This is a genomic window from Mesorhizobium sp. RSR565B (genome assembly GCF_054719465.1).
Genome location: NZ_JBTTIE010000001.1, coordinates 4,023,089 through 4,048,129, shown reverse-complemented (window position 1 = coordinate 4,048,129; position 25,041 = coordinate 4,023,089). Strand labels below are relative to the sequence as shown.

The following is a 25,041-nucleotide window of genomic DNA, read 5'->3' as shown; positions in this document are numbered from 1 at the left end:
GTACTCAACAGATGACGAAACATAGTCGACCTAACTCAGGACTCGTCCTGGGGCGTTCCCATCGCCGCCTGTGCCTCTTGAGCATTGGCTGGGCCTCGGAGAATCTTGGCAGCGAATGCGGCAATAATCGCGCCTACGACCGGTCCCACGACGTAGACCCACCACGTTGACAGATCGCCTCGCGCCAGGTCGGGTCCGAAAGCACGGGCAGGGTTCATCGCTGCTCCTTCGTAGGGGCCCCCCAGGGTCCCCAGCGACATCACGTAGGCACCCACGGCGATAGGGATAAACTGGCCATTGAGCTTCGGGCCGTTTGCCATCGAGATCACCATCAAAACCATGCCAAATGTCAGGATGGCCTCGAAGAACACTGCTTGGATGAGTTGCTCAGGTTGCGGAATCGTGGCCGCGAGATTGCCTTCGATACCGAAGAACGAACGGGCAAGAAGTGATCCCGCCGCCGCGGCAATCAACTGCACAATGACGTAGGCCATGCACATCGGCCAACCCATATCGCCGCGCAAGGCAAACGCAAATGTCATGGCAGGATTGAAGTGCGAACTAATGTCGCCGAGAAAATAGATCGCCGCGACCAGCCACAATGCAGAAATCGCCGACAGGATGAACGCAGCGATGATGGGCTCAACCTTTATCCCGCCGTGCAAAACCAGAATGGCTGCACCGGCTGATAATACGAAAGTCAATCCTGCAGTGCCGATAAACTCTGACAATAGGCGCCTGAACCGATGTCGGGGACTTTTCCAGTTTGCGTTGAAACGAGACTCGCCGATCTGCAGTGCGAGAGCGGCCTCGCCGAAGCCAACAGGATGGGTGCTCATGGATATCCTCCTGGGAATAGCTAGTTGAAGGTGATGACCGCCTTGCCCAGGACGGCAGCAGCGGCCGCCGGCTTGGACGAGCTAACGCTCACCTAGGCGGATGTTGCGACGTACGGTCTCACCATCTTTTCTGGTTTAACCACGCGGTCGAACACTGCTTCGGAAACGAGGCCCAGCTTCAGAGCAGCTGCTTTCAGCGTGAGATCGTTGTCCATCGCATAGTGCGCAATCTTCGAAGCTTTATCATAACCAACGACAGGCGAGAGTGCGGTGACGAGCATCAGCGAATCGCGGACATCCCGGGCAATCTTCTTCGTGTTGGGCTTCGTACCCTCGATCAGGAACCGACGAAAGTTCGTGCAGCTGTCGGTGATGATCGTGATCGAGTGGGTGATGTTGTGGATGATCAGGGGCTTGTAGACGTTCATCTCAAGATATCCGCCGGCCCCGCCGAACCCCACTGCAACATCATTGGCCATCACTTGCACGGCAGCCATGGTTAGCGCTTCGGCCTGGGTGGGATTCACCTTGCCGGGCATAATGGAGGAACCCGGCTCGTTCTCCGGTATTATCAGTTCGGCGAAGCCTGTTCGGGGTCCGCACGACATGAGACGAATGTCGTTGCCAATCTTGTAAAGTGAAGTTGCCAGAGTGCGCATCGTGCCAGAAAACTGTACCAAGGCGTCGTGTGCGCCCTGGACGGCAAACTTGTTGGGCGCGGTTACAAATGGGAGCTGGGTCAGCCTCGCGATTTCGGCCGCGGCTGCTTCTGCGAAACCTGGTGCGGAATTGATCCCGGTGCCAACCGCCGTCCCGCCGAGGGCGAGACGATAGACGCCGCCTAATGAACTCTCGAGCCGATCAAGGTTGTCGGTCAGCATTTCAGCATATCCAGACCATTCCTGGCCCAAAGTCAGCGGCGTTGCATCCTGCATATGAGTACGGCCGATCTTGATGATGTCGTTCCACTCCTCGGACTTGGACCGGATGGCTTCCTCGAGCTGCTTGACCGCCGGAATCAGGCGCCGTTTAGCGTTGGTTGACGTCGCGATGTTCATCGCGGAAGGAAATGAATCGTTTGACGATTGCGCCATATTAACATGGTCGTTTGGATGAACTGGCGTCTTACTCCCAAGGACGGTCCCGGTCAGCTGACAGCACCGGTTGGAAATCACCTCATTAACGTTCATGTTGAACTGAGTACCGCTGCCCGTCATCCACACGTGGAGCGGAAACATGTCCTGATGCTGCCCCGCCAATATCTCGTCACATGCCTGCACAATCAGTCGATGGACTTGAGCATCGAGCCGTCCGCCTGCCTGATTGGCGTTGGCAGCGCCTTTCTTGAGCACCGCATAAGCTGTGATCATTTCCCGCGGAATCAAATCTCTCCCGATGGAAAAATGATCGAGAGACCTCTGCGTCTGAGCCCCCCACAGCTTGCGGGCTGGGACGTTCACCACACCCAGACTGTCGGTCTCCTTGCGCATGCGAGTCACGGTCCGTCCTCTTCACAACCCTTGATATTGCTCGTTGATTCGAGTCTCCGTAGACCGCTACCGATACTTGGCTGTATATTCGTTTAGGTTTCTCTCTACCTTTCCGGGCCGCTGTAGTCCTTCGTTGACGAGTACCTTTAGACGCGCCTGGGCCGCAGGCCGTTGTACGGAAGTGATGAACGCATCCCACCCCGGCTGCATCTCAGAGTCCGGTGGCAGGCTAGCTTGGTTGATCAAGGTCTTAGCGTCAGCGATCGCCTGCCCGTCGAACGACGCAATTCGCGTCGCCAAGGCGTCGACAAAACTGTCCAATTGTGAATCGGGCAGCGCCCGATTCACATAACCGTAGCGCTCGGCTAATTCGCCATCAAAGCCCTCGGCACCGATCAACATCTCGATAGCGCGGCCGCGGCCGACCAGCCGAGGCAGCCGCGCCATAGGGCCGCCCCCAGGGACGAAGCCGGCGCCAACTTCAAACTGCGACACAACCGCTTTCTCTCGACTGGCAAACCGCATATCCGCGGCGAGCGCAAGCTCACTGCCTATACCACTCGCCCGCCCACGAATTGAAACGATCGTCGCAGCCTTCAGCCGACTGATGCGTACCATGACATCAGGCACGGGATGCATACCTGTTGGCCCCGGCTCCATGCCTGTGGAATCCTTGAGGGGACCTAACAGGTCGTAGTGGGCGATGAAATAACCAGGGACCGCGCTGTCAAACACTACTACCTTGACCCTCCCATCAGCTTCGATCTGCCCAACAATTTTTGCAAGCTCGCGGACCTCGGACGGGCCAATGATATTGAGTGGAGGATTATTGAAAGTGACTTCCCAGTAGGCCTCGCTCTTGCGTGTCAGGCGGATCTTTTCGGTCGTTTTGCTCAGTGTCGCTGCAAGCGGCGCGCTAGCAACACTGGGCAACGTTGTTTCCTGTCCGAAAACGTTCGGAGGCCCCTGCAGGAATGCGACAACGGCCAACAATACTGACTTTTTGACCTTGGAATACATCATAGCCAATTTACCTCGCTAAATGTCAAAATCCGCCACATACAACATGATCACATCGCGGCACCAAGGGTTCAGTTAAGCCACTTCACGCGCACAACTCACCCATCACTGCCTCTTATCAGCAACAGAAGCTCTACTGTCCCTTTTATATATAAAATCTACTTCAGACACCACAATAATGTACGAATGTCGGGGCTGAGACGATAGCACCATGGTATCGTCAATACCTTGGGATTGATGGAGCCTCCCACCGCGCGATGGCGTTTGAATCGGTACCCAGTCGCGGAGAAAAGCGACTACTCAGCGGTGGCGAGTCGGGCTGCCATGTTCACCAGCTCGGCCAGCGAGCGGGCCTGCATTTTTCGCATAGCCTGGCCACGATGTGCCTTGACTGTGATTTCGCTGATGCCAAGCTCAAAGCCGACCTGCTTGTTCAAGAGACCAGAGACGACCAGCGTCATAACCTCTTGCTCGCGACGGCTGAGCGATCCGTGGCGATGCCTGAGAGCTTGCAAATCGGCGTCCAGAGCGAGAGCGGTCTTGCTCCTTTGGAGTGCCAGCTTGATTGCACCCAATAGTTCCTCTTCGTCGAATGGTTTGGTTAGAAACTCGACAGCCCCGGCCTTCATCGCCTTGACTGTCATCGGTACGTCCCCGTAGCCGGTTATGAAGATGATGGGCATAGGGGTACGCTCGTTAGCCATCAGACTCTGCAGGTCGAGCCCACTCAGATCCGGTAGATTGACGTCCAAGATGAGGCAGCTCGAAACCAGGGCAACCTGGGGTCGATCGAGGAATTCTTTTGCTGAACCGAACGCCTCCGGCTGCCAACCTGACGAGCAGATTAGCAACTCTAATGATTCACGCACCGAAATGTCGTCGTCTACAATGAACACCACGGATGCTTCGTCCGACATCGCGACACTGCCTAGTTCAGCCGCTACACCCGTGTACATGGCAATTATCCTCCTAAGCCGGCATTAACAATCCATCACTTTCAAGGCTTACAAACCGCCAGATGGAGAGCCTCCTGAAGGGCCCTATCGCTGAACGGCTTAAACAAGCACTCGACCGCACCCTGTTCGATGAGACGAAGCCGCATGGCACTGGTCCGCTGCGCGGTAATGTAGACGATCGGAATCTCTTGCCCGCGACGCGCTAGTTCCTGTTGCAGTTCGGGGCCTGTCATGACGGGCATGGTGACATCGAGAACCAGGCACTTGGCTTCATGAATGCTGTCAGACGCCAGAAACTCCGTTGCCGAAGCGAATGTGTCCACCCTGAAGCCCAACTCCTTGAGCAAATCTGGTAAGGACTCGCGCACAGACGTGTCGTCGTCAACCACTGACACCAGTGCATCCGCAGGCTTCATCTCGCTCCCGCCGATCTTCGAACACCACCGACCGCGGACGCCGTACCAACACTCACATCCTGCAAAGACAATCGCTCCCTGGAGTATTCGGGCACGGAGAACGTGAACGTCACTCCCGGGCCATCATTTGCTGCTGCCCATAGACGCCCGCAGTGACTCTCGATGATGGAACGGCTAACGGACAATCCCATCCCCATGCCTTCATTCTTGGTGGTGTAGAAGGGTTCAAAGAGCCGCTCCGCACCATCTGGGCCGAAACCTGTGCCGGAATCCCGTACAGACAGGCGCACATGGTCATTTCCATCCGCCTCGGTCTTTACTATCAACTGCCTTGGGCGATCATCTACCCCGCTCATGGCGTCCACCGCGTTTCGCATCAGGTTCATGATCACCTGCTGAAGCTGGACACGGTCGCCCGCAACGAGCGGCAGACCCTCAGCCAATTGGGGCTGAAGAACCACGCGACTGCTCTGAACGTCGCCCGACGACAAAGCGATCACCTCCCTTGCCGCCTCGTTCAAATCCACCGACTGAAGGGTAGGTGCTCGCTTGCTGAAGAGGGCGCGTAATCGCGTTATCACATCTGCGGCTAGATTGCCGTCGCGGATGGTTCGGCGGGCGGTTTCGCGTGCGCCGTCAATGTTTGGAGGATCGGCCGCCAACATGCGCAGGCAGGTGCTCGCGTTCGTAATGATCCCCGATAAAGGTTGACTGACTTCATGGGCAATCGAGGCTGTTAATACTCCGAGGCTCGAAACCCTGGTTACATGTGCGAGTTCAGACCGGGCTCTGCCAAGTGCTTGTTCAGCCTGTCGCCGCCCCGTCACGTCCTGCACTGCGGTGAGGCATTCCATGCGATCATCCTGATGGCGAATGACCTTGCCAAACGTGCGTAGAAATTTGACCCTGCTATCCGGCATCCGCAGCCGGATCTCATAGCCGAGATAACTCTGCCCGGCTCGAACCCGAGTCATCTGGGCGGACAGCGACTGGAGGTCATCCGCGTGGATTCGCTCACGGAGCCGTTCAAGCGTCACGGGGGAGTTCGGATCGAGTTCGAAGATATGATAGAGTTCCTCGGAAAAGGCGATCTCGTCAGTGTCCAAGCGCCAGGAGAACGCGCCCGTGGAACTTAAGCGTTGTGCTTCCGAAAGCAACGTTTCGCTCCGCCTGAGCGCTGCCTCGATAAGGGAACGTTCGATTGCAATGCTGGCGATTTGTGTGGCGTGCGCGATGAGATCCTGATGGTGCGGCGAAGGGCTCGCAGGCTTCCGTTGGACGATGCAAAAGGTGGCAAGCACCCGCCCCTCTCTGGAACAAATCGGAGTGCTCCACACCGACCTATATCCGTGCTTCAGAACATGTAGCCGCACAGGCGACGTATACCAACGGGGATCAGATTCCATGTCCACTGCGACCACCTGCGTTTTTTGATAGGCCGCTATGCCACATGGCAACAGGTCGCCGTCGACGGGCATGCCGGCAATCGGCGCGCTGTAGTCGGGAGGCAAGGAAGGAGCCACGGCATATTCGAATGTCGAGCTGCTCCAATTTATCAGGTGGACGTCGCAGAAGCAGTCGGGGGCGGCGTCTTCGACAAAAACGCACAACGCGCTGAGAACATCCCGAAGCAAATTGCCCGACGCGATCATCTTCAGCAAATGCTTCTCGCTGGCGAGAAAAGCTTCCGCCCGTTTCCGACCCTCAATATCGTGACTGATACCGTACCATCGGATCACCCGACCCGCTTTGTCGTGGACCGGCACGCGACGGGCAATGTGCCAGCGATATGTCCCGTCACTCGCACGAACGCGGTACTCATGCTCGAACGTTTCTCCGGTCGCGACACATGCGCGCCATTTGCTCTCTTCGAGCTCGATGTCATCTGGGTGGATTGCGCCCCTACAGCCACCATTCGTCACATCCTCAGCACACAGTCCAGTGAACTCGCGCCCCCGCTTTTTGATAGAAATTCGCGAGCCGTCGGGGTAATAAGCCGCAACCAGCGCCGGTATCCCGTCGATCGTTCGTTGTAGCTCGCCCTCAGCTTCGAGGGCCTTGTCCTCAGCCTGCTTCAGATCATCGATGTCAATGTTCAACCCATACCATTTGACGATGTTGCCCGACTCATCCCGCAACGGGTTAGCGCGGATAAGAAACCATCGATAAGTTCCATCAAATCGGCGCAATCTGGCTTCGGTTTCTCCGGCTTCGCCCGACACTATGATTGTCTGCCATAGGGTGAGCAGCCCATCCTGGTCGTCAGTATGGACCACAGTCGTCCAGCCCCACCCCCTCGCCTGCTCGCCGGAGAGGCCGGTGTACTCTAGATAATGCTGGCTTAGAAACTCAGTGAGGCCGTCTGGGCGAGCTGACCATGCCATCGCAGGAATGGTATCGATGATGAGTTTGAAATCGTGCTGGCTTGTCACGAGGGATTCATCGCTTTTTGCACAGTGCTTCTTCTGTTCTGCCGCGCTCACGCCAAAAACCTCATCGCCGTTGAAGAAAGAACAGCCATGACCCACGTCGCCGAGTTCAGATCCAGCGAAGGGAGCGGATGCGGCAGTTTCTTCATGACCGTTGCCGCCTACCAGAACAGGCCTACGTCCTGACACACCATGCCCCCGGGACAACACTAACGTCTATTATGCGTAGGTGTCGGTTTTGGGACGAGATCGAATGCGCGATGGGAAAAAGGAGTGCAACGCTGCAAGACAATGATCTGCGATCGACGGTTCGTCCATGTCTCTAGTAACGCGACTTTATCGTCCTCCATTCCTGCACGCTCGCGCGCCAGGGATCGAAACCACCGTCAGGCCATCACCTTTTTGCTCCAACTCGGCTAATCCTGGATCGACCTAGACGGACGTGTGTAGCGGCGGCTGTCAAACGTCACTCGGCAATAGGCAGTGACGAGTGGGTGAGTCGAAGTGCAGCATTTTCGTTTTCGTATTCATCCAAACCTCCTGCGGTGACACAGTGAAAACGCAAGGATTTGGGGCGGCTCCGGGCGGTCGCGATGATATCGGCTAGACCTGGTCTGGGGTCTTGTCATCCAATGGTATTGTCAATACTATCGTATAGATGGATTTAGCGGTTTTCCTGCTATTGTATACTACTTGCTGTTTGCGTTAGCGACTTGACATTTATCAGTCGGAATCAGTGGTGCTATTATGCGATCCGATATTGTTCCCGGCTCTATTTTTCCGAATTATGAACTCTCAGATCACACTGCCGCGCGGCGAACGCTTTCCGAGTTGCAGGGACGGGATCCGTTGGTCCTCGTTCTCGGTAGGGGCGGGTATTGTCCCAAGGACCGCCGGCAGGCTGAAGGGCTAGTCCAGCTTCATCGAGAAATGGACGTGGGTTATTGCCGGCTTGTCACCATTACGACGGACAATCTTCTGGAGACGAGCGAATATCGTACTGGCGTGGGCGCCCATTGGCCTTTTCTCTCGGACCCGCGGCGCGTTGTGCAGAAGGACCTCGACATCGCGGAGTACACGGATCCGACGCACAACCCCATGATCCCTCACGTTATCGTCATGGAGCCGGGTCTTGTCGTCTACAAGGTCTACAATGGGTATTGGTTTTTCGGGCGACCCACGGTGGAGGAACTGCGGCAGGACATGCGAGCGGTGACTATGAAATGCCGGCCGGACTGGGACATCAACAGGCCGGAACTCAGGGCTGCGTGGCAGACTGGTCGTAAGGAGCTTTTCTATCCTTACGGAAAGACGCGCGTTCAAACATTTCGCGAACAGGAATGAATTCGAAAATTTGTGGGTGCGCGCTGTCCGTGCTGGCAAGGTGACGAGCTTTAGTCGCCGTGTGGGGTTTTGGCCTGAGGATGTTAAGAAGATTTAGCATGGAAGACTTGAGATACGAGCGGCTCTGGATCCCCACTGGGGTGCGATCGCTCGCTGTTTTTCGAGCGCGGTCACGCCTATTTCTATCTCGCCTACCGCATCTCGACATGCTGAATGTCTCGAGCTAGATCCCTGAGATCGGACCGGGCATGCCGAGTCGAAAGCTCGAGCCGCTCGAAGGCACTGCGATCATGCGGCTCAATCGCGGTATCGAGCGGTTCAGCGACCTGGCATGAGGACCGGGAAGGCTCGCCCAGGCGTTGCCGATCAATCATTCGCTCGACGGGCTCGATCTTTATAGCGAACGGCCGCTATGGCTCGTACGCGATGACCCACGGATCCGGCGATATCGGGCAGAGCATCAGGAATAAGAGACCGCCCCCTCCTGCTTTGGCCGCCATACAACACTTCAGTGTCACGCGCCGACTAGGATCAGTCATCGCGAAGCTCACGAATGAAGCGCAGGACGATCCCCGCCATTCTCTGCGTCAACGGACTTCGGGAGGGGTGTGTGCGACGAGTAGAGCACGGTCCGAGGGCGACGCCCCCACCATCCTGAACTAGTAGCTAGTGGAGAACAGCGTTGAGCGCATCAAGCAGCGCAGTATCAGTGAACGGTTTTAAGAGACATTCAATTGTCCCGCTCTGACGCAGACGCTGACAGACCCGATCATCTCCATGTGCTGTAATAAAGACGATCGGAATCTGCCGACCTTGGAGAGCCAGCTGGCGTTGGAGCTCGATGCCGGACATACCAGGCATTGCGATGTCAAGGACCAAGCACTTGGCTTGATTGACCCGTTTGGAAGCCAGGAATTCCTCTGCCGAGGAGAATGCTTCGGCTTCATGGCCAAAGATACCGATTAGATCCGGCAGAGACTCGCGAACAGACTCATCGTCGTCAACAACTGCGATGTATGCCCGTGTTATCATCATGTATGTCCAGTACTTTCCGCCAAACTCGACGGGACATTCCTAGACCTGTTGAATGATGTTTGCGCAATCAGAGAAGGAACTGAGAAGTTGAACGTAGCGCCAAGGCCGTCGTTACGCTCAGCCCAAACACGGCCCTGATGATTCTCGACTATAGTTTTGCTAACGGACAAACCGATGCCCATACCGTCGCTTTTGGTCGTATAGAACGGGCCGAAGAGCTTCTCGACCAGAGCAGGATCGAAACCGCCGCCGGCGTCCTTGACCGAAACCCTAACATGGCCCGTTCGTTCTAGCTCAGTCGAGACGAACAATTCTCTCGGCCGATCCATCACTTCATCCATTGCTTCAGCGCCGTTCAGTATGAAGTTGAGAATTACCTGCTGCAGCTGAACGCGGTCACCTATTACGTGTGGTAGATTTTGGGCAAAATTGACTCGAAGGCTCACATTGCGTTTGTGTAATTCGTTCGATGACAATGCAACTACCTCTTGTGCGGCGGCATTCAGGTCCACGACCTCAGAGGTGGTGATTCTTTTGGTGAAGAGGGCGCGTAGCCGAGAAATTACCTCCGATGCGCGCTGAGCATCTCTGATTGTTCTCTTTGCAGTTTCACGAGCTCCGTCGATGTTCGGCGGTTCGGCAGTCAGCATGCGCAGGGCCGTACCGGCATTCGTCATGATGCCGGCCAAAGGCTGATTTAGCTCGTGGGCAATCGATGCTGTAAGCTGACTCATGGTCATCACGCGCGTTATGTAAGCGAGCGCCGCCTGGGTCTCGCGTAGTTCGTCTTGCGCCTCTTTCCATTCATGCATGTCGACACATACGCCGTACCACTTGAGGATTCGCCCGTCTTCATCACGCAGCGGTAGGCCTGTGGTTAGACACCAGCGAAACGAACGGTCGGCAGCGTGAATGAGGCGCGCTTCCACCTGATAAGGCCTGCCGGTCACGACACTCGTGGACCACGCGCGCGCAGCTTGAGCGAGATCATCCGGATGAACGAGACTTTTCCAACCGTCGCCCGTGATTTTCCCGGCAGTGAATCCGGCATAGTCAAGCAAACGCGTGTTGCAGTAGTCGATCGCCCCGTCAGGTTTGGCGCTCCAGAGCATCTGAGGAATGGTCTCCGTGAGATGACGCAGATTCCATTCGCTGGCGCGCAACCTCTCCTCCGCACGCTTCAATTCCTCGATATCTATCGTAACTCCGAACCATTTGACGGCACCAGTCTCATCACGAAGCGGATTTGCCCGAAACAAAAACCAACGGTATTCCCCGTCGAAACGACGGAAGCGGGCTTGTACTTCACCAGCACGTCCCGAAACTAACAAGTCCTTCCAGACACCGGCGCTTGCCTGACGATCGTCCGGATGAACCACGGCTGACCAGGGCCAATCCTGCATCTGGTCTCGCCCAATTCCGAGATATTCAAGATAGCCACTGTTGAGAAAATCGGTGCTACCATCGGCGCCAGCCGACCAAACATAGACCGGAATCGTATCGATAATTTGTGCGAGGGTTCGCTCGCTTGCTGCAATAGCTGATTCGGCCTCCTTTCGATCATGGATATCGATACAACTACCATACCATCGCAGAATTTGACCGAAGTCGTCATGGAGCGGCAACGCATCGGTCAAAACCCAGCGATAACTGCGGTCGGCAGCATGGAACGTCCGCACTTCGACCTGATAGGGAGTCCCATTCTCAATGGAAGCAAGCCAGACTTTCCTGGCCCGCTCGACATCGTCCGCGTGCAGCATTTTGATCCAACCACCGCCGATGATTTCACCAACCGAGAACCCCGTGTAATCCAACAAGCGCGCATTGCAGTAGTCAATGGATCCATCGGGTGTAGCGCTCCACAGCATCTGAGGGATGGTTTCAGTTAACTGACGAAGATTCCACTCACCAGTACGCAGCGCCTCCTCGGCTTTTTTGCGATCTTCGATGTCGATGTTGACACCAAACCATTTGACGACTCCGCCGGCCTCGTCGTGCAGAGGATTTGTACGAAACAGAAACCAGCGGTACTCGCCGTCGAAGCGCTTGAGCCGAGCCTCCGCTTCGCCTGCCTGACGTGAAGCCAACATCGCATGCCAACTCGCAATCAATCCCTCTAGATCCTCCGGATGAACTGCGTTCACCCAACCGGCCCCAAGCGCCTCGTCGACCGTAAGCCCGACGTAGTCGAGGTAGTGCTGGTTGAAGAACTCGGCCGAGCCATCGATCCGGGCGGACCACGCTAGACCCGGAATCGTGTTTACGAACTGCGCAAGATTACGCTCGTTTGCAGCGATCGCTTGCTCTGCATGGGCAGAGCGTTTCTCTTCGTCGAGTTGCAAAGCCGCCTGCAAGCCGATCGTCGCCTGAGCGGCCGCGACACTCAGGAGAACTGTTTCGGTCTCGCGCGGGAAATCCTCCCGCCGCGAACCTGTCACCAGCAGCCCGAACTCTCCAAGCGCGCCTAGGCGCACAGGCAGGATCGTAAGAACACTGCCGCCAACCGTAAGTCGTTGCGCCCATTCTGTCGCCTCGGCGGTCGTCAAGGGCCCCAGCATCGCCCCGAAATCCTCCGATGTGGCCACGCTTCGCGCCCATTGTGACAGTCGCGTTACCTGCCGTCGCGTATTGTCGTTGGCATCCTTGAAGTGCAAATGGGCGAAGTCGAGGTCCAGCATGCCGAGAACCAAGTCGAGTAGTTGACCGGCCATCAATGGCTCGCGGCCACCCCATGTGCTGGGCAGCGCCATAACGCTACCCAGGTCGCTGAGACAGCGCTGAAGTCGGTTATTCTCGGCGAGGAGAACGTCGATTTGCATCATCAGCTTGCAGTTCGTTGCGAGAGCGCTTTGTCGGCACGGCGTTGAAGCAGTCTTTGAAGAAACTCTTGCGTGGTGGGTACGAAAGAATTTTTCTCGAGGATACCGAACTGACTGATGCCTGGGTCCAAGCCGGTAGTTCTGCGAAACTTCAACTCGTCAATGCGCTGCACTGTGATCGATCCCGTCGCTACCCCATTGGTTAGCATTGTGACGATGGCGACGTCGACCCGCCATCTGAACTACTCGATCGCCGCGGTCGAAGCATTTTATTAATGACATAAAACGCGATATCCTTGGTCCTCACTATTGAAGGAATACATAACGGCACGCGCTCGATCCAGCTGAGCGCCCTCAACCAGCACAGGCTGACCTGACGTGGCCACTTAACTGCCCAGCGCAGGACTTTCGTGTAACGCTGCTCCCTCCCATTCCGAAAATCCATAGCACCTTGGTATCGGTCTGAGTCTTTCTCGCCGGTCGCTGGGCAAAGATTCGCTCGTAAAAGGATACAGAATATCGCGCGTGCACGCTCTTCTTCCGAGACTAGAAAATGGTTCAATCTTGGAAATCGTAATTCGAAAGTCAGGTCCCTTGGATCACTCTTCCTCCCTTCTTCTGGGAGATGATTTCGTTCAGACGCAGCATTTCTGCTGGTACTAGCAAGCGCCCTCGGGGACTGGCTGCCTGCCACGGGAACCTTGCTGTACGCATTGCTCGGCATGCTCCCTGTCGACTTCGTCTACGTGCTTCTCAATGGTGGCAGCGGCGCATTTGCGCCGTGGCCACCCTCGCACAATCGCTCGGAGAGACCCTTCAGCCGGGCGAGGTTGGTACGTCGTTGTCGGGGCGCTCGGAGGCTTGTCTCGCAGTGGCCGGCTGCCGGACGTACGGCTCTGGCGACGCCGAGTGTCGCCCGTGACAATGCCAATGGGGCTACCGGGATGATATTGGGATTATCGTTGTCGGATCACAAAAACCGGGGTTTTCCGACGCACCGATCAGCTGCTGTCGCAGCAAGTAGGGCGGCGTCGGGCTCTCCATTGGCCGCTCGATCGATGAGCACCACAAAGGACAGATCTGGGAGAGCGCATACCGGCCCGGGAGCGAGCGTTCCGTTCGCCATCCCTTACATCTCGGAACAAATCGCGGGCCTGAAACCGTGCATACGGAAAACGCGGCGCCCAGTCCGATGACCAACCGTCCGCTCGTGACGATCATCGATGATGACGTCCTGAAGCAGAGCCGGCCGCTCCGCCTGCGGGGACGGCCGGACTCTGCGCTCACCACGCCCACTTGGGAGGCGTGCAGGTCTGCACTGGCGGGGATCAGGCGCTACGTATCGACCTGAACGCAGCCCGGAGCTCGTTGGCGAAAACCTGCGGCTGTTCCCAGGCCGCGAAATGGCCGCCTTTCGGGAGACGGTTGTAATAGATCAGCTTTGGATAAGCCTTCTCAGTCCAGCTGCGCGGCGCTGTGTAGATCTCGTCCGGGAATGCACTCACCGCAGTGGGGAGCGGCACACCTTTCGGCGCAAAGAAAGCTAGCTTGCTTTCCCAGTAGAGGCGCGCCGAAGAGACCGCAGTGTTGGTGAGCCAGTAGAGCGCGATGTTGTCAACGACGTCTTCCTTGGACAGACCCTCGGACTTTCCGTCGAAGACTCGGGCGATCAGGTCGTAGCTGCGTGCATCGTGGTCGAGCATCCAGGCCGCGAGCCCGATGGGTGAATCCGCCAGCGCGTACAGCGTCTGCGGTCGGTTTGCCATCTCTTGGGCGTAGGCCAACCCATGCTTCCAAAAGAAGTCGAGTTGATCCCAGGCATAACGTTCGTCGGTCGATAGACCGGAGGGCGCAGGGCCGCCCGCCGCGAGCGCACTCGAGACCTCATCCGGCAACGTGGCCGGCATGTTCGTATGAATGCCGATCAGACCCGGCGGACTCTGCAGCGCCATCTGCTCGGTGACGGCATTTCCCCAATCGCCGCCCTGCGCCACGTATCGCGTGTACCCTAACCGCGTCATCAGTTCGCCCCAGGCTCGCGCGATCCGGATTGGATCCCAGCCAGCTGCCGTCGGCTTCCCTGAGAAGCCGTGTCCCGGCAGCGAGGGGATGACAAGGTCAAAGGCGTCTGCAGCGCCGCCCCCATGGGCCGTCGGATCGGTCAAGGGACCGATGATCTTCAACTGCTCGATGATCGAGCCCGGCCATCCATGGGTGACGATGGCCGGTAGCGCGTTCGCATGCTTCGAGCGAATGTGGATGAAATGGATATCCAGCCCGTCGATCTCGGTAACGAACTGCGGCAAGCCGTTCAGGTACGCCTCGCATTTGCGCCAGTCGTATTCGGTCTGCCAATAATGCGCGAGCGCCTTCATCGTCGCGAGCCTAACACCTTGGGCGGTGTCATTCACCGTCTCGCGCTCAGGCCACCGCGTAGCTTTGAGGCGGTGCTTGAGGTCGACGAGATCAGCGTCCTCAACGTGGACGCGGAACGGGCGAATGGTCTCAGACCCGCCACTCTTCATTGCTCCCGCGACACCCGGCAAGGTAATCATCGCAATAGCCCCTGCGGCGGATGCCGCGAGAACTTCCCGGCGGGTGGACATTGAAGATAATGATGACATCTGTACCTCCTCATAACTTGACTAAAGCTGCTCGCCTCGAGACAGCACGAATCAATGAGGCCAGTAAGTACCGGTCACTTCTATTGAACGTTGGTATCGCCGATACCTTGGTATGCTCCAAGTGCATCTCGCGGCAACGCCGAGGCTCCGCCACTCGAGCTCAGGGCTGTTGCGGAGGCGCTTGCGGCAGACAGCGCGAAGGATTGGGCATTTCATCGTCGGCACAAAGGTATCGGCGATACTTGGGTCCAATTGATTTAGCGGGGCAGCGCGGGTCTCATACCCGCGAATCGATAATGGCCAGCGACTTCGATTTTCCGAAATGGATTCGGAATGAGAAAACGAAATCAGAGCCGCGGCGCTGATTCGTCCTGCCGTCCGCATTGACTGAGGCGCAAGATGTCACCGACACAGCAACGCCAGAGAGCCGTTAGCCATGGACCGCCGGCCCAATGGCCGCCGTAAGATCCACAGTATGTTGGCCGGGGCGGATTGAAACAGGCGACCCTAGCTATCAGCTCCGCCCGCCTGGCCAAGGGCTGGAGGCAGGAATGTCGGAGGCGATCTCAAATGCATCGGGAAGGGAGAAGAAGATGGCTGAATATCATACCAAACCGAACGGACCGGATCTGGTCAACGGCATCGCTTTATCTGACCTTCCCGATGGCGGAAAGCTCGTCGGTCATTCTGGCGGTGAACAGGTGTTGTTGGTACGCCGCGGGACTGAAGTTTTCGCCATCGGGGCGACATGCACCCACTACGGCGGGCCACTCGTTGATGGTCTTTTGGTTGAGAGCACGGTTCGGTGCCCATGGCATCACGCGTGCTTCGATTTGCGCACGGGCGAAGCATTGCGCGCGCCTGCCTTAAAACCACTCGCTTGCTGGTCGGTGGAGCTGCGCGATGATCGGATATTCGTGAGAGAAAAGCGAAAACGGACGGAACCAAAGCAGCGCGTAGGAGGGTCCAGCCATCCTCCCGGGAAGATCGTCATTGTCGGCGGCGGCGCGGCAGGCTTCGCAGCAGCCGAAAAACTGCGGCGCGAAAACTATCAAGGCAGCATCGTCATGCTCAGCAACGACGACGCGCCGCCGGTTGATCGGCCTATTCTTTCCAAAGACTATTTGGCTGGCAATGCGCCGGAGGATTGGGTTCCGCTTCGCCGGGAAAGCTTCTACGCAAAGAACGATATCGATCTGCGTCTCAATGCGGACGTCGCCAGCATCGATGCACGTTCCCATGAGGTTGTACTCGCGGACGGGACCCGGACACCCTACGACAGGCTACTGCTTGCGACCGGAGCCGAGCCAGTTCGCTTGGACATACCCGGCGCCGACCAGCCACACGTTCACACGCTGCGCTCGTTCGCGGATTGCAAGGCCATCATCGAGCACGCCTCGACCGCGCGCCGCGCCATCGTGCTCGGCGCCAGTTTCATTGGACTGGAAGTGGCCGCGGCCCTGCGCTCGCGTGGTATCGAAATTCACGTCGTGGCGCCGGATAAACGTCCTATGGAGCGGGTTCTTGGTTCGCAAATGGGCGACTTCATCCGCGCCCTCCACGAGGAGAACGGTGTCGTATTCCATCTCGAGGACATCGCGAGCAGCATCGATGGCAAGAAGCTGACTCTCAGGAGCGGAAATATGCTTGAGGCGGATTTCGTTGTCGCCGGTATCGGGGTGCGACCGCGGGTTAGGCTGGCCGAAAAGGCTGGACTCAACATAGATCGCGGTGTCGCAGTCAATGCCCTTCTGGAGACGAGCGCGCCTGGGATCTTCGCGGCAGGCGACATTGCGCGGTGGCCCGATCCAAATAGTGGCGAAAAGATTCGTGTCGAGCATTGGGTGGTTGCAGAGAGACAAGGGCAAACTGCAGCACTCAATATGCTCGGCCACAGCGAGAAATTCGTCGCACTGCCGTTCTTTTGGAGCCAGCATTACAACATACCGATCAACTACGTTGGTCATGCCGAGCGATGGGACGAGATCAAGGTTGATGGAGACATTGGTGCAAAAGACTGCCTGCTGCGCTTCAAGCGCGCAGGGCTTACGCTGGCCGTTGCTTCGATCTTCCGTGACATCGAGAGCTTGGAAGCTGAGGTGGAAATGGAGCGGCAAACAAGTGTTGGTAAGTCGTAGGGCTTGGGGACGAGCCACAGCGCTCCCGGTGGCCAAAAAGATCAGAGATGAGGGGCCGAGCGTTGGCGGTACAAATCCATGAAGGACGGTAGTCTGTTGACTTACCCACGTAGTCCGACGGTGAAGCGTTTTTTCGCTGATCCGCACGCAAGGATTTCTTTGGAGGGCAGATAGCTCCGGTTCTGCATATCTCCTCAATACCGTCAGTCCCGAGCCGGCAGTTGCACATTTGAATGCAAGGCAGGTCACGTATTTCAATATTGAGACCAGCCACGGAAGGGCGATGGCGGTTCGAGTCCGATCTGATTCGCCCTATTCAAGCTGAACACACCTACACCAAGGTGTCGACGACACCTTAGTGCGATAGATTTGGCGACACTGAGCGGCTCTGGTGGCGGAGTAGTTAACAGAAAGGTTGAATCATGCGCAGTTTCGTCAATATCGGTGCGATAGTCGGGGCATTTAGTCTGGCCGGCGCCACCGTCGCCCTCGGCGACGAGCCAAAGCCCACAATCGTCCTGGTCCACGGCGCATTCGCGGAGTCTGCCAGCTGGAACGGCGTGATCGCGGATCTGATCCATGACGGATTCACTGTGATCGCGGCGGCCAACCCTTTGCGAAGCGTCTCTGGTGACGCGGCTTATGTCGCAAGCGTCATTGGTTCAGTAAAGGGACCGGTCGTTCTTGTCGGCCATTCTTACGCTGGGGCGGTGATCTCCGCCATGGCGGGCCAGTTATCTAATGTGCGGGCGCTCGTCTATGTTGCTGCCTTCGAGCCCGAGATTGGTGAGAGCAGCCTCGAACTAACTGGTAAATTTCCGGGAAGCACACTCGGGTCCACGCTTGCGCCTCCAGTCAATCTGCCGAACGGTGACCAGGACCTGTACATACAGCAAGACAAATTCCATGCCCAGTTCGCCGCAGACCTCCCCGAGGCGGACGCGCGGCTGATGAGTGCGGCGCAGCGTCCAGTGAATCAGGCCGCCCTGGCCGAACGGGCAGTTCGTGCGGCCTGGAAAACCATTCCGTCCTGGTCGATTTACGGCGGTTCAGACCGCAACATCCCGCCGGCCGCTATGGCTTTCATGGCTGAACGTGCCCATGCGCGGAAGACAGTGGTCGTCCCAGGCGCTTCCCATTTGGTTATGGTCTCCCACCCTCGGGAGGTGGCTGCTCTGATCGAGGATGCGGCGAACGCAAAATGATAATGCGTCACAAGCGCAGATCCAAGTCCGATGAACCTACATTGCAGCATTTGCAACACTGAATAGAGTCGCGACCCTGGTTGATATGGGAGCCGTCAATTCGTCCGGTGGACGCGGTCCTGACGCTTCTCCGTACCGTCATGAGTTCGCTTCGCAGTGCGATCCGATCGGCCAAGAACCAACCGATGCTCACGCTGGGCAACGAATGCCTTTCTCGTTGCCCCACGACGATCATGAAGCCCCTCAGGTCGGGTGTCTTGAGCGAAATATCGGCCCGAAGACGCCGGCTAAATGCATCTGCGTACCTTCGGCGATTAGACCCGAGACTCCGCCTCTTGACGCCCCATTCGCAGTACTTTAATACGTATTAATAGGTTGTTGTTACGTATAAGGGACGATTTTGATTGCGCACTGGTCGGGCCACACAGAAAGACGTTGCGCGGCTGGCGGGCGTATCGCAGGCGAGCGTGTCGATGGTGATGAGCGGTGGCGGGTCTCCGGCGATTTCGTCGGAGACCTGGGAGCGGATCACCAAGGCGGCGGCGGAGCTTGGCTATACGCCGAACCGGTTCGCGCAGGCGCTCAAGACCAACCGCACCATGACCATCGCCTGCGTCGTGCCCGACATCACCAACCCTTTCTATCCGGCGCTGATGCGCGGCATCCAGTCGGTGGCCGAAAACCTCAGCTATGACGTGATCGCGGTCAGCACCGACGGCTCGGCCGAGCGCGAGCGGCATTTTCTCGACTGGTCCCGTCAGGGGCGGGTCGACGGTGTGATCGGCGTGTTCTTCACCTTGCGCGCCGGCGACTTCAAACCGCTGCTCGATGCCGGCGTGCCGGTGGTGCGTATCGAGTCCAGCAAGAAGCGCGGCGGCGACATCGCCATCGACGACATTTTTGTCGACAGCTACGCCGCCGCCTTCTCGGTAACGCAGTTTCTCATCGGCCGCGGCCACAGGCGCATCGCCATGGTCGCCGGCCGCGGTGGCCCCCAGGGCGTGCGGGTCGAAGGCTATCGCACCGCGCTGACCGAGGCCGGCGGCACGCCCTACATCCTCGTCGACGAGGAATTCAGCGAGACCGGCGGCGCCCGTGCCGCCGAGGCGGTGCTGGCCAGCGGCTATGCGCCGACGGCGATCTTTGCCGCCAACGATTTGATGGCCATCGGCGTCATGCAGGCGCTGCGCGATCGCGGCATCGCCATTCCCGGCGACATTGCGGTTGCCGGCTTCGACGACATTTCGGCGGCGCGGCTGGTCACACCATCGCTGACCACGGTCGCGCAATTCCAGGGCGACATGGGGGTCAAGGCTGCACAGATCCTGATGGAGCGCCTGCGCGGCGCCTCACCGGGCGCGGGGACCGCGCTCGAAATGCCCTACAGCCTGATCGAACGCGGTTCGACCTGACTGCCATAAGAAACGATATCGGAGGAGAACATCATGCAACGCCGTACATTGGTCAAGACCGGCCTCGGGCTTGTCGCCCTGCCGCTGCTGCCGCGCCTTTCCTTTGCCGACGACAAGAAGCCGGTCGGCTTCTGGTACGAATCCGCCTCACCGGAAAACCAGGACAACCTCAAGACCATTCTGATCGACCCGTTCAATGCGGCGCATCCGGAGGATGATCTGTCGATCGACTTCCGCGGCTCCGACCTCGACAAGCAATTGCGCATCGCCATGCTGTCGGGCAATGGCCCGGACGTCGTCTTCACCGCCGGCCCGAGCTATGTCGCGTCGATGGCGCAGGCCGGGCAGTTGCTGCCGCTCGACGACTACGCGGCAAAGCTCGGCTGGAACGACCGGCTGCTGCCGCTGTTCACGGAACTCGGCAAGTACGAGGGCAAGCTCTATGCGCTGGCCAAGACCTACGAGACGCTCGGTCTGTTCTACAACAAGACACTGTTCGACAAGAGCAGCTGGAAGGCGCCGACCACCATCGCCGAGCTCGAGGCGCTGGCCGACGAGATGAAGGCCAAGGGCCTGGTGCCGTTCGGCGCCGGCAATGCCGACTGGCGGCCGGCCAACGAGCACCATGTCTCGATCGTGCTCAATTCGGTGGCTGGTCCCGACAATGTCTACAAGGCGCTGACGGGCGCCATTCCATGGACCGATCCGTCCATCCAGGCGGCCATCGATAAGCTCGATGAGTGGTGGCAGAAGGGCTATTTCGGCCCCAACTATTTCTCGCTGACGCTGGAGCAGGCCTTTGCCCAGGTGGCAACCGGCCAGGCCGGCATGGCGCCGAGCGGAACCTGGAGCTTTACCAACGTCCCGACCTATTTCCCGCCCAACAATGCCGAACCGGCTTTCGTCGGTTTCCCGAGCACGAGCGGCCCGCCGGTCTATGCGCTCGGCATCGGCTCGACGCTCTCGGTCAACGCGAAATCCGAAAATCCGGACGGCGCGGCGGCGGTGCTCGACTATATCTTCAGCGACACATTCTACGGCGCCATGAACTCGGCCTGGCAGGGCGAGTGGAACCTGCCTTTGAAGGATCTGTCAGGGGTAAAACTCTCCGACAAGGTGCTGCCGCTCTACACCGAGTCGATGAAGAACCTGTCGACCGCCGTCGGCGCCGGCCAATATGGCTACACGACATGGACCTTCCTGCCGCCCGCCACCGACACCTATCTGGTCAGCGGCATGGAGGAAGTCTGGCTGAAGAAGATCTCGTCGAAGGACTACCTCAAGAAGCTCGACGAAACGTTTCAGCAGGAAAAGACGGCCGGCAAGGTGCCGGCGGCACCGAAGCGGGCTTGAGGCACCGCAAAACCCAACCGAACCAGCGACGGAGCGGCGCCTGACCGGCGCTAAATCAATAGAGCATGATGTCGTCCGAAAACCGCTTCACACTTTTCGGCATCATGCTCCAAAACCCAGGGCAATTGTCCATGCACCGGCTCTATCTCGTCCCGACGCTGATCATCAATTTCGTCATCGTGCTGGTTCCGGCACTGCTGACGGTTGTCCTGGCATTCTGCAACTGGGACGGTATTTCGACGCCGACTTTCTCCGGGCTGGACAATTTCCGGGCGCTGCTCGCCGATGGCGTGTTCTGGTCGGCGCTGACCAACAACATCATCTGGACCGGCATCTTCCTCGTGGTGCCGATCGCCATGGGGCTGCTGGCGGCGTCGATGCTCTTGATCGTGCGGCGCGGCAGCAATTTCTTCCAGGTCGTCTACTTCCTGCCGGTCGTCATCGCCACGGTCATCACCGCGCGCGTCTGGCAAGGCATGATCTACAGCCCGGTCACCGGCGTGTTCGGCATGCTGCAGCGCATGGGCCTGCCGGTCGCCAATCCGCTGGCGCAGCCATCGACCGCGCTGTTCGGCGTGGCGACCGTCGACCTATGGCACTGGTGGGGCTTTCTGTGCGTCATCTTCTTCGCCGCCCTTCGGCAGGTGCCTCAGGAGCAGATCGAAGCGGCGCGCATCGAGGGCGCCAGCTACGGCCAAATGATGCGCTATGTGCTTTTGCCGGGGATCCGGCCGACCATCATGCTGATGCTGATCATGACGGTGATCTGGAGCTTTCTCGCCTTCGACTTCGTCTACATCCTGACCCAGGGCGGCCCGGCGTTTTCAAGCGAGGTGCTGTCGACGCTCGCCTATCGCCACGCTTTCTACGACCTCAATGTCGGCCAGGCAGCGGCGGCGGCCCTGGTGATCAGCCTGTTCGGCCTCGTAGGCACCTTCTTCTATGTCCGGCTGCAGACGCAGGAGGGCGAGCAATGAGAATGGTCGAAAGCCGGACGACGCTCACCATCTCCTACATCGTGCTGGGCATCGGCGCCTTCATCGCGCTGTTTCCGATCGCGCTTCTGGTGCTCAACGCGCTGAAGCCGGCGGCGCAGATCGTGCAGAACCCGCTGTCACTGCCCAACCCGATCCGCTGGGAGAATTTCACCAACGCCTGGGCGCACGCCAAGTTCTCGAAAACCTTCATCAATTCGCTGCTGTTGTCGGGCACCACGATCATTCTCGTCTGCACGACATGCTCGCTGTCGGCCTATGTGCTGGCGCGCAAGAAAGTCGCCTCGTGGAAGATCTGGACGTTCTACCTGCTGGCGACCACCACGGCGCCGATCCAGCTCTACATTTTCCCGCTCTATTTCGGCTTCGCCAAGCTCGGCCTGGTCAACAATGTCTTCGGCGTCGCGTTGATCTACACCGCGCTCTACAGCCCGTTCGCGGTGATGCTGCTGAGGACCTATTTCATCGCCGTGCCGAAGGAGCTCGAGGAAGCCGCGCTGATCGACGGCGCCACCCATTGGCAGGTGTTTTCCAAGGTCATGCTGCCGATCGTGTCACCCGGGATTCTGACAGTCGCGCTGATCATCGGGCTCAATTCCTGGAACGAATTCGTGATCGCGACGACCTTCCTGCAGAAGGCCGACAAGGTCACTGCCGTCATCGGCTTCTACCTGCTCAGCGGGCAATACAGTTCCGACTGGGGTGAGATCATGGCCGCCGCGCTGATCATCGTGGTGCCGGTGGTGGTGCTGTTTGTCGCCATGCAGAAGCGGTTCATCGAAGGCATGGCGGGCGGCTCGGTCAAGGGCTGAAACCCGGGCTGAAATATTTCGAGTATCTGGAGCAGAACATGCAGTTACCCAATGACTATCTGGAACGGGTCTATGCCGGCGTGCTTGGTAAGCTGGTGGGGGTTTATCTCGGCCGGCCGTTCGAGGGCTGGACTTACCAGAAGATCATGAAAGAGCTCGGGCCGATCGACTATTACGTGCATGAGCGGCTGAACCAGCCGCTGGTGGTGACGGATGACGATGTCGCCGGCACCTTCACCTTCATCCGCGCGCTTGAGGATTACGGCATTTCGCCGGATTTGCCGGCCGAGGCCATCGGCAAGGCGTGGCTGAACTACATCGTCGAGGAACGCTCGATCCTGTGGTGGGGCGGCTCGGGCAATTCGACCGAGCATACCGCCTGGCTCAACCTCAAGAAGGGGATTCCTGCCCCACATTCCGGGTCGATCGCGACCAATGGTGCGACCGTGGCCGAGCAGATCGGCGCGCAGATCTTCATCGATGGCTGGGCGATGGTGGCGCCGGGGCAGCCGCTTCTGGCGGCAAAACTTGCCGAACAGGCCGGCAAGGTCTCGCATGACGGTGAATCCGTCTATGCGGCGATGCTGTGGGCAGCGATGGAGGCGGAAGCCTTCGTGTCCAGCGACATCGACCATCTCATCGACACCGGCCTGTCGGTGATCCCGCGCGACAGCCTGATCGCCAAGCTCATCGCCGATATCAGAGGCTGGGTGAAACAGCATCCCGACTGGCACGACACGCGTCAGAAGATCGAGGACAAATACGGCTACGACAAATATCCCGGCAATTGCCATGTCGTGCCTAACCACGCGCTGATGGTGATGGCTGTACTTTATGCGCCTGACGATTTCCAGAAGGCGCAGATGATCGTCAACACGTCCGGCTGGGACACCGACTGCAACGCCGGCAATGTCGGCTGCCTGCTCGCGCTGATGCTGGGCCTCGATGGCGTCGAGGCAGGTCCGGACTGGCGCGGGCCGATCGCCGACCGGCTGCTGATCTCGTCGGCCGATGGCGGCAATTCGATCAACGACGCGGTGCGGACGGCATACTACATCGCCAATCTCGGCATGACGCTTGCCGGCGGCAATCCGCTCGATGCGCCCAAGGGCGGCGCGCAGTTCCATTTCTCGCTGTCCGGCAGCCAGCAAGGGTTCCGCCCGGTTGAAGGCCATGGCGCAGCGATCGGCGTTCGCGTCGGCAATGTCGAATTCGAGAACGCGCGTGCACTGACCATAAACTATGGGGCGCTGGCGCCAGGGCTGAGCGCCGCGGTGACGACGCCGACCTTCTCGCCGCGCGAGGTGCTGTCGATGCGCACCTACGATCTGATGGCGACGCCGCTAGTCTATCCCGGGCAAGTGGTCAAGGCGCGCGTCGTCGCCGATCGCCACAACCAGGGCGCGGTGTCGGTGCGGCTGCGCATCCGTGCCTATGATGGCGAGGATCGTCTGCGCGATTTCGATGGCGATGCGGTCATCTTGAAGGCGGGCGAAGACCGTGTCCTGTCATGGCGCCTGCCGGATCTGGACGGCCAGCCGATCGCCGAGATCGGCATCGTACTCACCAGCGGGGGCAAGCGTGCGGATGGCCGTGTGCTGCTTGACTATCTCCGCTGGGACGGGGCGCCGGAACTCACGCTGCACCGTCCCGCCGGCGAATGCGATTTCTGGCGCATGGCCTGGGTGAATGGCGTCAGCTTCTTTTCCAAACGCTATCCTCCGAGCTTCCGCATTTCGCAAAGCCGCGACGAAGGCATCGTGATTCACGGGACGCGGCAATGGACCGACTATACAGTCTTCGGCGACATCGTCATTCACCTCGGCAATTATGGTGGCGTCTGCGCGCGCGTTCAGGGCCTGCGGCGTTACTACGCCGTGCGCGCCACTCGCGACGGAAAGCTGCAAATCGTGCGCACACGGGACGCCGACACCGCCGTTCTGGCGGAGACGGCATACGATCTCGTTTTCGAAAAGGCGATCCCGGTGACGCTGACCGTAAAGGGCAGCCACATCAAAGCGCTGTTCGATGGTGTGGCGATCGAGGCGGTCGACACCAGCGCCGAGGCATTGCCCGATGGCGGCATCGGACTGCTCATCGCCGAAGGTGCGCTCTCCACCGACGAACTACATGTGAGCGGCGCCTGAACGTGCT

At 58.6% G+C, this 25,041-nt stretch carries 17 protein-coding genes; 8 read left to right on the top strand and 9 right to left on the bottom strand.

Annotated features, from left to right (window positions below; genetic code table 11):
- Nucleotides 1-35 precede the first annotated feature (35 nt).
- The 6 genes from ACYG9R_RS19575 to ACYG9R_RS19550 all read right to left on the bottom strand — a co-directional run bounded on the left by ACYG9R_RS19575 (nt 36) and on the right by ACYG9R_RS19550 (nt 7,339).
- The gene (locus ACYG9R_RS19575; RefSeq protein ID WP_023734871.1) at nt 36-839 is read right to left on the bottom strand and encodes an MIP/aquaporin family protein; all 804 of its coding nucleotides are present in this window, start codon (nt 837-839) and stop codon (nt 36-38) included.
- A 92-nt stretch (nt 840-931) separates the two neighbouring features.
- Nucleotides 932-2,329 (bottom strand): class II fumarate hydratase, encoded by a 1,398-nt coding sequence (gene fumC / locus ACYG9R_RS19570; protein ID WP_031199887.1) that lies wholly within the window; start codon nt 2,327-2,329, stop codon nt 932-934.
- Between the two features lie 66 nt (nt 2,330-2,395).
- Nucleotides 2,396-3,352, bottom strand: coding sequence for an enoyl-CoA hydratase/isomerase family protein (locus ACYG9R_RS19565; protein ID WP_023734873.1), 957 nt, complete (start codon nt 3,350-3,352; stop codon nt 2,396-2,398).
- A 293-nt stretch (nt 3,353-3,645) separates the two neighbouring features.
- On the bottom strand, nt 3,646-4,305 hold the full coding sequence (locus tag ACYG9R_RS19560) for a response regulator transcription factor (RefSeq protein WP_023734874.1): 660 nt from the start codon (nt 4,303-4,305) through the stop codon (nt 3,646-3,648).
- Between the two features lie 41 nt (nt 4,306-4,346).
- A complete protein-coding gene (locus ACYG9R_RS19555; protein WP_023734875.1) occupies nt 4,347-4,721 on the bottom strand; it encodes a response regulator in 375 nt (124 codons plus the stop codon).
- Nucleotides 4,718-7,339: a PAS domain-containing protein gene (locus tag ACYG9R_RS19550; RefSeq protein WP_155923331.1), complete on the bottom strand. Its 2,622-nt coding sequence runs from the start codon at nt 7,337-7,339 to the stop codon at nt 4,718-4,720. Before ACYG9R_RS19550 ends, ACYG9R_RS19555 begins: the two co-directional genes overlap by 4 nt.
- A 558-nt stretch (nt 7,340-7,897) precedes the next feature.
- Here ACYG9R_RS19550 and ACYG9R_RS19545 point away from each other — a divergent pair.
- Nucleotides 7,898-8,494: a redoxin domain-containing protein gene (locus ACYG9R_RS19545; protein ID WP_023734878.1), complete on the top strand. Its 597-nt coding sequence runs from the start codon at nt 7,898-7,900 to the stop codon at nt 8,492-8,494.
- A gap of 666 nt (nt 8,495-9,160) precedes the next feature.
- On the opposite strand, the gene ACYG9R_RS19540 is transcribed toward ACYG9R_RS19545, so the two are convergent.
- From ACYG9R_RS19540 to ACYG9R_RS19530, 3 genes are all read right to left on the bottom strand, one after another.
- Nucleotides 9,161-9,529, bottom strand: coding sequence for a response regulator transcription factor (locus ACYG9R_RS19540; protein ID WP_031199892.1), 369 nt, complete (start codon nt 9,527-9,529; stop codon nt 9,161-9,163).
- On the bottom strand, nt 9,526-12,351 hold the full coding sequence (locus ACYG9R_RS19535; RefSeq protein WP_050590563.1) for a PAS domain-containing protein: 2,826 nt from the start codon (nt 12,349-12,351) through the stop codon (nt 9,526-9,528). Before ACYG9R_RS19535 ends, ACYG9R_RS19540 begins: the two co-directional genes overlap by 4 nt.
- 1,325 nt (nt 12,352-13,676) lie before the next feature.
- Complete coding sequence (locus tag ACYG9R_RS19530; RefSeq protein WP_023734883.1) at nt 13,677-14,972, bottom strand: epoxide hydrolase family protein; 1,296 nt, start codon at nt 14,970-14,972, stop codon at nt 13,677-13,679.
- A gap of 593 nt (nt 14,973-15,565) precedes the next feature.
- Here ACYG9R_RS19530 and ACYG9R_RS19525 point away from each other — a divergent pair.
- From ACYG9R_RS19525 to ACYG9R_RS19495, 7 genes are all read left to right on the top strand, one after another.
- Nucleotides 15,566-17,110, top strand: coding sequence for an FAD-dependent oxidoreductase (locus tag ACYG9R_RS19525; protein ID WP_023734884.1), 1,545 nt, complete (start codon nt 15,566-15,568; stop codon nt 17,108-17,110).
- Nucleotides 17,111-17,532: 422 nt separating this feature from the next.
- Nucleotides 17,533-18,315, top strand: coding sequence for an alpha/beta fold hydrolase (locus ACYG9R_RS19520; protein WP_023734885.1), 783 nt, complete (start codon nt 17,533-17,535; stop codon nt 18,313-18,315).
- Nucleotides 18,316-18,719: 404 nt separating this feature from the next.
- On the top strand, nt 18,720-19,727 hold the full coding sequence (locus ACYG9R_RS19515; protein ID WP_023734886.1) for a LacI family DNA-binding transcriptional regulator: 1,008 nt from the start codon (nt 18,720-18,722) through the stop codon (nt 19,725-19,727).
- A gap of 33 nt (nt 19,728-19,760) precedes the next feature.
- Nucleotides 19,761-21,080 (top strand): ABC transporter substrate-binding protein, encoded by a 1,320-nt coding sequence (locus ACYG9R_RS19510; RefSeq protein ID WP_023734887.1) that lies wholly within the window; start codon nt 19,761-19,763, stop codon nt 21,078-21,080.
- A gap of 131 nt (nt 21,081-21,211) precedes the next feature.
- A complete protein-coding gene (locus ACYG9R_RS19505) occupies nt 21,212-22,057 on the top strand; it encodes a carbohydrate ABC transporter permease (RefSeq protein WP_023734888.1) in 846 nt (281 codons plus the stop codon).
- Entirely contained in the window at nt 22,054-22,887 is an 834-nt protein-coding gene (locus tag ACYG9R_RS19500) for a carbohydrate ABC transporter permease (protein WP_023734889.1), read from the top strand. The genes ACYG9R_RS19505 and ACYG9R_RS19500 overlap by 4 nt, the downstream gene beginning before the upstream one ends.
- Nucleotides 22,888-22,925: 38 nt before the next feature.
- On the top strand, nt 22,926-25,034 hold the full coding sequence (locus ACYG9R_RS19495) for an ADP-ribosylglycohydrolase family protein (RefSeq protein ID WP_023734890.1): 2,109 nt from the start codon (nt 22,926-22,928) through the stop codon (nt 25,032-25,034).
- The last annotated feature ends 7 nt before the right edge of the window (nt 25,035-25,041 follow it).